This window comes from Stenotrophomonas sp. NPDC077659, from assembly GCF_050268705.1.
In the GTDB taxonomy this organism is placed as follows: Bacteria; Pseudomonadota; Gammaproteobacteria; order Xanthomonadales; family Xanthomonadaceae; genus Stenotrophomonas.
On the sequence record NZ_JBNNHG010000133.1, the window covers coordinates 1 to 10,653 of the forward strand.

A 10,653-nucleotide genomic window follows, 5' to 3' on the forward strand; every position below is an offset into this window, starting at 1 on the left:
GGAAAACCGTCTCCGGGAGGGCATCTTCCGGAGACAAAAAAAGCCGATGGCCCCGTTATGGGGCCATCGGCTTTCAGATGCAAGGCATTCGTTTAAAATCCTTTCAAATCATGAACTTGAAAGAATCACTCCGCGCCTGCGGCCTTCTGTTCAGGGGCCGCCGGGGTCTGGTAGATCAGGTACGGTTCGGACTTGTGCTCGATCACCGATTCATCCACCACCACCTTGCTGACGTTCTCCTGCGAGGGGAGGTCGTACATGGTGTCCAGCAGGACCGATTCGACGATGGTGCGCAGGCCACGGGCGCCGGTCTTGCGCTTGAGCGCCTTCCTGGCAATGGCCGACAGCGCGTCCGGGCGGAACTCCAGCTCGACGTTCTCCATCTCGAACAGCTTCCTGAACTGCTTGGTGATGGCGTTCTTCGGCTCGGTCAGGATCTTGATCAGGGCCGGCTCGTCCAGCTCCTCCAGGGTTGCCACCACCGGCAGGCGGCCAACGAACTCGGGGATCAGGCCGAACTTGATCAGGTCTTCCGGCTCGACTTCAGCCAGCACCTTGCCCACTTCCACCTTGCGCTCGGCACTCTTGACCTTGGCACCGAAGCCGATGCCGCCGGCGTCGTTGGAACGCTGCTGGATCACCTTGTCCAGGCCGGCAAACGCGCCGCCACAGATGAACAGGATGTTCTTGGTGTCCACCTGCAGGAATTCCTGCTGCGGGTGCTTGCGGCCGCCCTGCGGCGGCACGCTGGCCACGGTGCCTTCGATCAGCTTCAGCAGGGCCTGCTGCACGCCTTCGCCGGACACATCGCGGGTGATCGACGGGTTCTCGCTCTTGCGCGAGATCTTGTCGATTTCATCGATGTAGACGATGCCCTGCTGCGCCTTCTCGACGTCGTAGTCGCACTTCTGCAGCAGCTTCTGGATGATGTTCTCCACGTCCTCGCCCACGTAACCGGCTTCGGTCAGCGTGGTGGCGTCGGCCATGGTGAACGGCACGTTGAGCAGGCGGGCCAGGGTTTCGGCCAGCAGCGTCTTGCCCGAACCGGTCGGGCCGACCAGCAGGATGTTCGACTTGGCCAGTTCGACCTCATCGTTCTTCTGCCGGCTCTCGATGCGCTTGTAGTGGTTGTACACGGCCACGGCCAGCGTGCGCTTGGCCCGGTTCTGGCCAATCACGTACTGGTCGAGCACCTCGAGGATCTCGCGCGGCTTGGGCAGCGAACTGCGCGCCGACTGCGCTTTTTCCTCGAGCTCTTCACGGATGATGTCGTTGCACAGCTCCACGCATTCATCGCAGATGAACACGCTCGGACCCGCAATAAGCTTGCGCACTTCATGCTGGCTCTTTCCGCAGAAAGAGCAGTAGAGGATCTTGCCGGTGTCCGTGGAACGACCTTGGCGGTCTTCGCTCATGCTTCGCTTACCCAGTTACGCCACCCGCTGAACGGGGGTTCGATTCGAGAATAGCACAGGGCCGGAGGGACGCCAGTCCCGGTCCGACCCTGCAGGAACGGGGCCTCCCTGGCCCCGTGCAGGCCGGTCAACCGGCCTGGATGGACTCTTCCGGACGACGCTCCAGCACCTGGTCGACCAGGCCATAGGCCACCGAGTCGACCGCGCTCTTGAAGTTGTCGCGCTCGGTGTCGCGGGCGATCGTCTCCAGCGACTGGCCGGTGTGCTTGGCCAGCACTTCGTTCAGGCGCGAACGCAGGGTCAGGATTTCACGGGCATGGATGTCGATGTCCGTGGCCTGGCCCTGGAAGCCGCCCAGCGGCTGGTGGATCATCACGCGCGAGTTCGGCAGCGCATAACGCTTGCCGGCAGCGCCCGAGGCCAGCAGCAGGGCGCCCATCGAGGCGGCCTGGCCGACGCAGATGGTGCTCACGTCCGGCTTGATGTACTGCATGGTGTCGTAGATCGCCATGCCGGCGGTGACCACGCCACCGGGCGAGTTGATGTAGATGCTGATGTCCTTTTCCGGGTTTTCCGCTTCCAGGAACAGCAGCTGCGCCACCACCACGTTGGCCATGTGATCGTCGATCGGGCCCACCAGGAAGATCAGGCGCTCCTTCAACAGGCGCGAGTAGATGTCGTAGGCACGCTCGCCGCGGCTGGTCTGCTCGACCACCATGGGAACCATGTTCAGGGCTTTGGTCCGGTTGTCCATTTCGTGAGGTACCTGTCTTGGGGGAAACAGCCCCGCGCCGGTGCAGGCGCGGGGTATGGGGAGATCCGCCCCGGGATTACTGGCGGATCGCGTCCTGGAACGACAGCTTTTCTTCGGTGTGCTGGGCGCGCTCGGCGATCCAGTCGATCACCTGCTCTTCCATCACACGGTTCTGCAGACCCGACATCAGCTGGGGGTCGTTGCGGTACATCTCAATGACCTGCTCCGGCTCTTCGTAGGTCGAAGCGATCAGACGCAGCGTTTCATTCAGGCGCTTGGCTTCCAGGCGCAGGTCGTTGGTGCGGGCCACTTCGCCCACCACCAGGCCGACCAGCACGCGCTTGGCGGCCGCGTCCTTGAAGCCTTCATGGGCATCGGCCGGGATTTCACCGACGTTCTGGCCATTGCGGCGGGCCTGCTCGACCTGCTGGGCCAGCATGGCGCGGGCTTCGTTGTCGACCAGGCGCGGCGGCATTTCCACCGACGAATAGGCGGCGATCAGCTGCTCGCCCACTTCGCGGCGCAGGCGGTTCATCAGGGCACCCTTCAGCTCGCGCTCCAGGTTGGCGCGGATGTCGCTGCGGAACTGCTCGACGTCGCCGCCCTTCACGCCGAAGCTCTTGATGAAGGCTTCATCGACGGCCGGCACGACCGGCTCGGACACTTCGACGACCTTGACGGTGACCTGCACGGTCTTGCCCGCCAGCACCGGCACGCGCCAGTCAGCCGGGAACTCAACGTCCAGGGTCTTTTCTTCGCCCTTGGCCAGGCCGACCAGGCCCTTTTCGATGGTGTCGAACATCATGCCCTGGCCGAGCACGATCGAACCCTTCTCGGTGCCTTCGGCCGGCAGGCGCTCTTCGCCGGCCTGCGACCAGGTTTCCAGTGCGACCAGGTCGCCGTCCTGCGCGCCACGGGTGACCGGGGCCCAGGTGCGACGCTGGTTCTGCAGGTTCTCGATCATCTGGTCGATGTCGGCGTCGGTGATTTCAGCGGTGTGGCGCACCACGGTCAGCTTGCTGACGTCGATGTCGCCAAAGTCCGGCACCACTTCCACGGTGGCGACGAAGGAGAACTCACCTTCCTCGCCCTTGTCGATGCGCGGGCTGCCGACGATGCGCAGGTCGTGCTCGCGCACGGCCGCGTCGAAGGTTTCGCGCAGCAGGCCGTCCAGCGCCTCGCCACGGACCTGCGCGCCGAAGCGCTGCTCGATCACCTTGGCCGGCACTTTGCCCGGACGGAAGCCCTTGATGCGGGTGGTACGGGCGATTTCGCCCAGGCGGCCGTTGATGTGGCTCTGCAGACGGTCTTCCGGCAGCGAGAAGCTCAGGCGGCGTTCCAGGTTGCCGATGGTTTCGATCGAAGCTTGCATGTTGACTCCTGCCACCGGTGGCGCCCTGGCCCCCGGCTCGATGATGGATGAAACGGTTGTAAGGACACGACGTCTGGGACGCGCCTGCTTGCCGCAGCCCTTTAGTTTCGCCCAATTCGGCCTGCACTGCCAGCACAGGGCGGTCAAGGGTCCGTCGGCGGCCCGATCAGGGCGGAGACAGGCCGGCACTGGTGCGAAAGGGGGGACTCGAACCCCCACGCCTTGCGGCACTGGAACCTAAATCCAGGGCGTCTACCAATTCCGCCACTTTCGCGTGGCCGGCACAGGGGCTCATTGTCGCAGGCGGCGCTGGAAAGCGGAAGGCGTGACAAAGCTGAATGTGTAAATCGGCACGTATCGCGCAGATTCGCCTTACTGCCCCGGCTGGATGTCCCGATCAAGCACATCACCACCGCCTTGCCCTCCCTTCCTGTGGGTGACGGCCCAGCGCTACACAGGTAACGCCGAAGGCCTACGGCATGCTCCGGGAGCCGTATTCCACCCGTCCCAGCTGGCGCCGCCGCTATGCAGCTGGCATCGCCACTGGTGATGGCACCCAGGCTGCGGGCAGTGAGCCGGGCACTGCCACTGCCTCAAACGCGGCAGATCCACGCCATGCGCGGATGTGCTGTAGAAACCGATAACCTTCTCGCACCCAAGAAAAAAGCCACTTGGCGAACCAAGTGGCTTTCGTCTGGTGGGCTGTCAAGGATTCGAACCTTGGACCTATTGATTAAGAGTCAACTGCTCTACCAACTGAGCTAACAGCCCGAAATCGGGGCGCGAATTATGACCCCATCCGCCTGGGGGATGCAAGCACTTCGTTCAACATCGTTGACGTCCGCACTGCTCCGGGTACCGCACTATCTGAAGAAAAAAGCCACCTGGCATACCAGGTGGCTTCCGTCTTGGTGGGCTGTCAAGGATTCGAACCTTGGACCTATTGATTAAGAGTCAACTGCTCTACCAACTGAGCTAACAGCCCGTGAAACCCAGACGCACATTGTAGCGTGCATTCTGTTTATTGCAATACCGTACCGGCGCTGCCGATGCGGTTGAAACAGTGGGGTGGCTGAGGGGATTCGAACCCCCGACCACCGGAATCACAATCCGGTACTCTAACCAACTGAGCTACAGCCACCACTGAAACTTCGCTTCACCGCCGATGCTGCTGGCGATGAAGCCTGATGCTTTGCCCGAGGACCTTTACCGAAGTTCGTGTCCGCCGAAGCGAGTCCGATATTCTGGCGGAGTGTTCGCGCTTTTGCAAGCGCTTCTTCACATCCACCAGGATTACCCAGCGTGTCGTGCCAATGGCGCGCCCGACAGGAATCGAACCTGTAACCGCCGGCTTAGAAGGCCGGTGCTCTATCCAGTTGAGCTACGGGCGCCCGAACCGGAACGGCGTCCAATCCGACGTAGTGGGATTGGTCGGGGTAGAGGGATTCGAACCCCCGACATCCTGCTCCCAAAGCAGGCGCGCTACCAGACTGCGCTATACCCCGGCACTGCAATCCCCTCGGGCAATGCCCGGGGAGCTGGTCATTGTGAACAAGCGCGACCGGACCTGTCAACGCAGCGGCTTCGGGCACGCGCGCCTGCCACACCACCCTGCGCCGCCATCGGCTATGCTCGCTGTGATCGGCCGGATGGCCGTAACCATCCCTTTCGCACGGAGATCTCGCATGCGCAGCGGCAACCCGGCTCTTTCCGAGTCGACCTTCCTCGATCTGGCCAGCGGCTCGGTGGTGTCCCACCCCGACCAGGCGATGACCCTCAACGGCACCGTCAACAAGACCGGCATCCTGTTGCTGCTGACCGTGCTGACCGCCGCCTTCGCCTGGAACCAGTCCATCAATGACTACGGCCAGGTAATGGCCAGCGCCAAGCTGTACGCGATGGGCGGCGCGATCGGCGGCCTGGTGCTGGCGCTGATCACCATCTTCAAGAAGGAATGGTCGCCGATCACCGCGCCGATGTACGCGCTGGTGGAGGGCCTGTTCCTGGGCGCGATCTCGGCCGTGTTCAACATGAAGTTCCCGGGCATCGTGTTCCAGGCGGTGCTGCTGACCTTCGGCACCCTGTTCGCCCTGCTGTTCGCCTACCGCAGCGGCCTGATCAAGGCCACCGAGAACTTCAAGCTGGGCGTGGTTGCGGCGACCGGTGGCATCGCCCTGCTCTACCTGGCCTCGTTCGTGCTGGGCTTTTTCAACATCAACGTGCCGGTGATCCATGACGCCAGCTGGCTGGGCATTGCCTTCAGCCTGTTCGTGGTGGCGGTGGCCGCGCTGAACCTGGTGCTGGATTTCGACTTCATTGAAACCGGCGTGGCCCAGCGCGCGCCGAAGTACATGGAGTGGTATGGCGCATTCGGCCTGATGGTGACCCTGGTCTGGCTGTACGTGGAGTTCCTGCGCCTGCTGTCCAAGATCCAGCAGCGCTGAGCCTGATCAAGCCGTAACCGACAAGCCGCGATCCGAGAGGGTCGCGGCTTTTTCGTAACCCGGAGGGGCGGTAGAGCCGAGCCCATGCTCGGCTGCTCTTGGCCCAACAGCAGCCGAGCATGGGCTCGGCCCTACAGAAAAGCAGTCGAGCAAGCTCGACTCTTCGGAACCAGCTCCCATGCCTGACACCTTCCACAGCTACCGCCCGACCGACGGACACCGTCTGCCGCACGACCCGTTCAACGCCATCATCGGCCCACGCCCGATCGGCTGGATTTCCAGCTGCGATGCCGGCGGTGCCCTGAACCTGGCGCCGTACAGTTTCTTCAACGCCTTCAACTACACCCCGCCGATCATCGGCTTCTCCAGCCAGGGCCGCAAAGATTCGCTGCACAACATCGAGGCCACGGGCGAATTCGTCTGGAACCTGGCCACCTTCAATCTGGCCGAAGCGATGAACGAAAGCTGCCGCGCGGTTGCGCCGGAGGTCGATGAGTTCAGCCTGGCCGGGCTGACGCCGCTGGCCTCCACTGAGGTGCGTCCGCCGCGCGTGGCGCAAAGCCCGGTCAGCATGGAGTGCCGTTGCACCCAGATCGTGCGCCTGCGCGATGCCGCCGGCCAGGACACCAACGGCTGGCTGGTGCTGGGCGAGGTGGTGGCGGTGCATATCGACGCGCGCCTGCTGGTCGATGGCATCTACGACACCGCCGCCGCCGATCCGATCCTGCGGGGTGGCGGCCCGGCTGATTACTTCCGGGTCAGTGCCGAACAGCACTTCCGCATGTTCCGCCCGGCCTGATCGTCAGCGCGACAGCAGCACCGGCAGCGCCGAGCACAGCAGGGCGATGCCGGATGCGGTGAGCAGGCCCAGCACGATCTGCCGGAAGCGCGCCTCGCTGATGCCGATATACAGACGCGCCCCCAGCAGTGTCGGCACCAGCATGGCCGGGGCCACGATGGCGAAATACGGCAGCATCTGCCGGGTGATCATGCCGTTGCCGGCGTAGGTAGCCATGGTCACCGCCAGCATGGCCAGGTTGAAGTTCTGGATGACTGCACGCTGTTCGTCCGGCTACGGTGATGGGGGGCGGCCGGCGCACCATCAGCATCACCGGGCACCAGACCGCGAGAAACCCGCCGAGCAGCGCCTTGAACCAAGCCGTGTCCAGCTGTGGCAGCACCAGCACTCACAGCGGAATGCCCACCAGCCCGCCAACTACGAACGGCAGCAGCAGGCGCAGGTTGAAGCCGCGACGCACGGTGAACACCGCCAGCAGTTGGCCGGTGAGCGCACCGAATACGGACAGCGCAGCGGCCAGGCGAGGGTCCAGCCCCCAGGCCCAGAAAGACATCGCGACCATGCCGAACGCAAAGCCGGACAGGCCCTGTACGAAGCCGGCGACAATCGCGCCGACCGCCACCAGCAGATAGACCGGATCCATCACCGTCCTCGTTGCCCTGGCGTGGCTACCCTGCCCCGCCCGACCCTGCAGCGGAATGCGTTGCCAGGTGATCGACCAGCGCGTAGCGACGGCACCAATGTGCGGCAGCTCGTGCCACTCAGGGTAGCGTCGAGCCATGCTCGACACTACGGGGCCAGCTTCACCCCATTGAGCCGCACGACCATCGCGTGGTCGCGACCCAGTACCACTTCGGCGGTGTTGCCGCCTTCGCACACGGCATGCGCGAGACCCGGCGGATACTTCACTGGCACGCCAGCCAGCGTCTGCACATGCTGGGCCGGTGGGAACCTGCCCCTGACAACAAACGCCGCGCAGCTGCCTTCGAGCAGATACACGGGCAATCCTGCCGGAAACTCAATCAACTGCAGGACACGCGCCTCGCTCCTCCCCAGACTTCGGAGAGGCACCCCGTGCTTGCGCAGGCGGCGCAGCGCACGCTGGGACCGGGACCACGGCCAGTAGAACGTGGCGTAGAGGGCCACGCCGATGGCATAGGAGGCAACAGCCGCCACGACCCACACCGCGGCCTCAGGCATCGGAGAAAGTCCTGTTGGTGAAAGGCGCAGCTGAAAACGCAGACGGGCCGTACAAGGACGGCCCGTCTCCAACGATGCGCAGCCCTGGCTGGACATCGCCTGAGGCGATTTCCAGCCGGAACGCCGGCCGCTTACAGGCGGCTGGCGATGGCCTGGGCAAAACTCATGGTGGTGCCGGTGCCGCCCAGGTCGCCGGTCAGCGAATCCTTGGCTTCCATGGTCGCCACGATGGCCTTGCGCAGGCGCTCGGCGTTCTCCGGCTGGCCGATATGGTCCAGCATCTGTGCGGCGGCCAGCAGCAGCGCGCACGGGTTGGCCTTGCCCTGGCCAGCGATGTCCGGCGCAGTGCCGTGCACGGCTTCGAAGATCGCCGCGTCCTTGCCGATGTTGGCACCCGGGGCCAAGCCCAAGCCACCGACGAGGCCGGCGCACAGGTCGGAAATGATGTCGCCGAACAGGTTGGTGGTGACGATCACATCGAACTGTTCCGGACGCATCACCAGCTGCATGCAGCAGTTGTCGACGATCATTTCCTGGAACTCGATCTCCGGGTACTGGGCGGCGACTTCACGGGCGACGTTCAGGAACAGGCCCGAGGTCGACTTGATGATGTTGGCCTTGTGCACGGCGGTGACCTTCTTGCGGCCGGTGCTCTTGGCCAGCTCGAAGGCGTAGCGCACGATGCGCTCGGAGCCCTTGCGGGTGATGCGGGTGCCGGAGAAAGCAGTCTCGCCATCGGCCGAGACTTCCTGGCCTTCGGCAAGGTAGGCACCTTCGGTGTTCTCACGAACAGTGATCAGGTCGACGTTGTCGAAACGCGACTTGGTATTCGGGAAGGTGTGGGCCGGCCGCACGTTGGCGTACAGGTCGAAGTGGCGGCGCAGGCTGACGTTGATCGAGGTGAAGCCACCACCGACCGGCGTGGTCAGCGGGCTCTTCAGCGCGACCTTGTTGCGCGCGATCGATTCCAGGGTCACCGCCGGCATCAGGTCGCCGTGCTTTTCCAGGGCCGCCAGGCCGGCGTCCGCATCTTCGTACTCCAGGCCAGCATTGAGCTGGTCGAGGACGAACAGGGTGGCGTCCATGATTTCCGGGCCGATGCCGTCGCCGCGGATGACCGTAATTTTCTGCGTCATTGATCGATGTTCCGAACAGGGGGAAATACGCCGTCCGGACGTGCCCGGAAACGCCGGCGCAAAGGAAGTTTCACCGGCAATTATGCCTGAGCCGGGGCCGAGGTCCCAAATAGACCATGGTCCGGTAGCGCCGGGCCATGCCCGGCGGGTGGCATGCGGTTCTTCGCCGGGCATGGCCCGGCGCTACCCGCGAGCGATCAGGGCTCCTGGGCTGGGAGATCACGGTAGTGCCGGCCGCTGGCCGGCAACCTCGGCCCTGCCGGGTTCACGGAATGCCGGCCAGCGGCCGGCACTACCGGGAGGTCCGGAATGGGCCGGTGCCCGTCAGGCTCAGTGCTCGTGCGCTGCCGGGGCGGCGGCGCCGCCTTCGAGCTGGTCGAGGAAGTCGACCGCGCGGCGCAGGTGCGGGATCACGATGGAGCCGCCGACCACCAGGCCGACCGAGAAGGTCTCGAAGAACTCTTCACGGGTCACCCCGGCGTCCTTGCACTGGGCCACGTGGTAGCTGATGCAGTCGTCGCAGCGCAGCACCATCGAGGCCACCAGGCCCAGCAGCTCCTTGGTCTTCACGTCCAGCGCGCCGGCCTGGTAGGTCTGCGTGTCCAGGGCGAAGAAGCGCCGCACCACCTGGTTCGGTTCACCCAGGATGCGCTCGTTCATACGCTTGCGGAAGTCCGTGAATTCGGCGATGCGGTCCCTGCTGCCGTCGTCGGCCGCGCTCATGCCTGGCCCTGCCCGGCCAGCAGCGGCTCGAGCTTGCCTTCACGATGCAGGGCCATCATGTCGTCATAGCCGCCGACATGGACGTCGCCGACGAAGATCTGCGGCACGCTGGTGCGACGGGTCAGGGACATCATCTTCTCGCGCTCGGCCGGGTCCAGATCGATGCGGACCTCGGTCCACTGCTGGCCCTTGCTCTTGAGGAAGTTCTTGGCGGCCACGCAGTACGGGCAGACGGCGGTGGAATAGAGGGTGATGGCGGGCGAACCGCCAGCGGGCTGGGCTGTCACGGGAAACTCCACGATGGATCGACGGTCCATATATGGTACCGGTGCGCTGGAATTTCCACGCCACGACCGCAACACTGTGGATTAACGAATGGTTGCCCCCTGCCCTGCCACGCTTGGCGCGCCCTGCCCGAGGACCTTCCGCTTGCGAGCCCTGCTGCTGTCGACCGCTGTGACCCTGGCCCTGGCCGTGCCGCTGGCCCAGGCCCAGGAAAAGCTGCCGGACATCGGTTCGTCGGCCGGCGAACTGCTGACCCCGGCCCGGCAGGCCGAGTACGGCGCGATGATGCTGCGCGAACTGCGCAACTACGGCTACCTGCTGGACGACCCGCTGGTCAACGACTGGCTGCAGACCATGGGCACCCGGCTCGGCTCCAACAGCGACCAGCCACGCCAGCCCTATACGTTCTTCGTGATGAAGGACCGCCAGATAAACGCCTTCGCCACGTTGGGCGGGTATATCGGGGTCAATGCCGGCCCCGCGCTGAATGGGCCAGGCCGGCCAGCCACGCGGTGCGGGCGCGCC

Annotated in this window: 10 protein-coding genes, 6 tRNA genes and 1 pseudogene; 3 read left to right on the forward strand and 14 right to left on the reverse strand. The window is 64.5% G+C overall.

Annotated features, from left to right (window positions below; all coding sequences use genetic code 11):
- Nucleotides 1–125 precede the first annotated feature (125 nt).
- The 9 genes from clpX to ACQKDV_RS15635 all read right to left on the reverse strand — a co-directional run bounded on the left by clpX (nt 126) and on the right by ACQKDV_RS15635 (nt 5,046).
- Nucleotides 126–1,415 carry an ATP-dependent Clp protease ATP-binding subunit ClpX gene (gene clpX / locus ACQKDV_RS15595; RefSeq protein ID WP_427784920.1) on the reverse strand — a complete coding sequence of 430 codons (1,290 nt, stop codon included), beginning with the start codon at nt 1,413–1,415 and terminating at the stop codon, nt 126–128.
- Nucleotides 1,416–1,542: 127 nt separating this feature from the next.
- On the reverse strand, nt 1,543–2,169 hold the full coding sequence (gene clpP, locus ACQKDV_RS15600; protein ID WP_079220811.1) for an ATP-dependent Clp endopeptidase proteolytic subunit ClpP: 627 nt from the start codon (nt 2,167–2,169) through the stop codon (nt 1,543–1,545).
- Between the two features lie 76 nt (nt 2,170–2,245).
- Nucleotides 2,246–3,541 carry a trigger factor gene (gene tig / locus ACQKDV_RS15605; protein ID WP_427784921.1) on the reverse strand — a complete coding sequence of 432 codons (1,296 nt, stop codon included), beginning with the start codon at nt 3,539–3,541 and terminating at the stop codon, nt 2,246–2,248.
- Between the two features lie 189 nt (nt 3,542–3,730).
- A tRNA-Leu gene (locus tag ACQKDV_RS15610) sits at nt 3,731–3,815 on the reverse strand.
- Nucleotides 3,816–4,236: 421 nt separating this feature from the next.
- Nucleotides 4,237–4,312 (reverse strand) — tRNA-Lys (locus ACQKDV_RS15615).
- Between the two features lie 138 nt (nt 4,313–4,450).
- Nucleotides 4,451–4,526: transfer RNA gene (locus tag ACQKDV_RS15620), tRNA-Lys, on the reverse strand.
- A gap of 79 nt (nt 4,527–4,605) precedes the next feature.
- Nucleotides 4,606–4,682: transfer RNA gene (locus tag ACQKDV_RS15625), tRNA-His, on the reverse strand.
- Nucleotides 4,683–4,855: 173 nt separating this feature from the next.
- A tRNA-Arg gene (locus ACQKDV_RS15630) sits at nt 4,856–4,932 on the reverse strand.
- Nucleotides 4,933–4,969: 37 nt separating this feature from the next.
- Nucleotides 4,970–5,046: transfer RNA gene (locus ACQKDV_RS15635), tRNA-Pro, on the reverse strand.
- A 180-nt stretch (nt 5,047–5,226) separates the two neighbouring features.
- Here ACQKDV_RS15635 and ACQKDV_RS15640 point away from each other — a divergent pair.
- Together ACQKDV_RS15640 and ACQKDV_RS15645 are read left to right on the forward strand one after the other, a co-directional pair.
- Nucleotides 5,227–5,985, forward strand: a complete 759-nt coding sequence (locus tag ACQKDV_RS15640) for a Bax inhibitor-1/YccA family protein (RefSeq protein WP_427784923.1) — start codon at nt 5,227–5,229, stop codon at nt 5,983–5,985.
- 178 nt (nt 5,986–6,163) lie between these two features.
- Nucleotides 6,164–6,784, forward strand: a complete 621-nt coding sequence (locus tag ACQKDV_RS15645; RefSeq protein ID WP_427784925.1) for a flavin reductase family protein — start codon at nt 6,164–6,166, stop codon at nt 6,782–6,784.
- A gap of 3 nt (nt 6,785–6,787) precedes the next feature.
- Here the strand turns inward: ACQKDV_RS15645 and ACQKDV_RS15650 are convergent.
- From ACQKDV_RS15650 to grxC, 5 genes and pseudogenes are all read right to left on the reverse strand, one after another.
- Nucleotides 6,788–7,427: pseudogene (locus ACQKDV_RS15650) on the reverse strand (sulfite exporter TauE/SafE family protein).
- Nucleotides 7,428–7,573: 146 nt separating this feature from the next.
- Nucleotides 7,574–7,984, reverse strand: a complete 411-nt coding sequence (locus ACQKDV_RS15655) for a hypothetical protein (protein WP_427784927.1) — start codon at nt 7,982–7,984, stop codon at nt 7,574–7,576.
- A gap of 131 nt (nt 7,985–8,115) precedes the next feature.
- On the reverse strand, nt 8,116–9,120 hold the full coding sequence (locus ACQKDV_RS15660; RefSeq protein ID WP_427784928.1) for an isocitrate dehydrogenase: 1,005 nt from the start codon (nt 9,118–9,120) through the stop codon (nt 8,116–8,118).
- A gap of 330 nt (nt 9,121–9,450) precedes the next feature.
- A complete protein-coding gene (locus ACQKDV_RS15665; protein ID WP_025878126.1) occupies nt 9,451–9,843 on the reverse strand; it encodes a carboxymuconolactone decarboxylase family protein in 393 nt (130 codons plus the stop codon).
- Nucleotides 9,840–10,130 (reverse strand): glutaredoxin 3, encoded by a 291-nt coding sequence (gene grxC, locus ACQKDV_RS15670; protein ID WP_427784930.1) that lies wholly within the window; start codon nt 10,128–10,130, stop codon nt 9,840–9,842. The genes ACQKDV_RS15665 and grxC overlap by 4 nt, the downstream gene beginning before the upstream one ends.
- An 88-nt stretch (nt 10,131–10,218) precedes the next feature.
- Between grxC and ACQKDV_RS15675 the strand changes: the two genes are divergently transcribed.
- On the forward strand, nt 10,219–10,653 hold a 435-nt coding region (locus tag ACQKDV_RS15675), incomplete at its 3' end, for a M48 family metalloprotease (protein ID WP_427784931.1).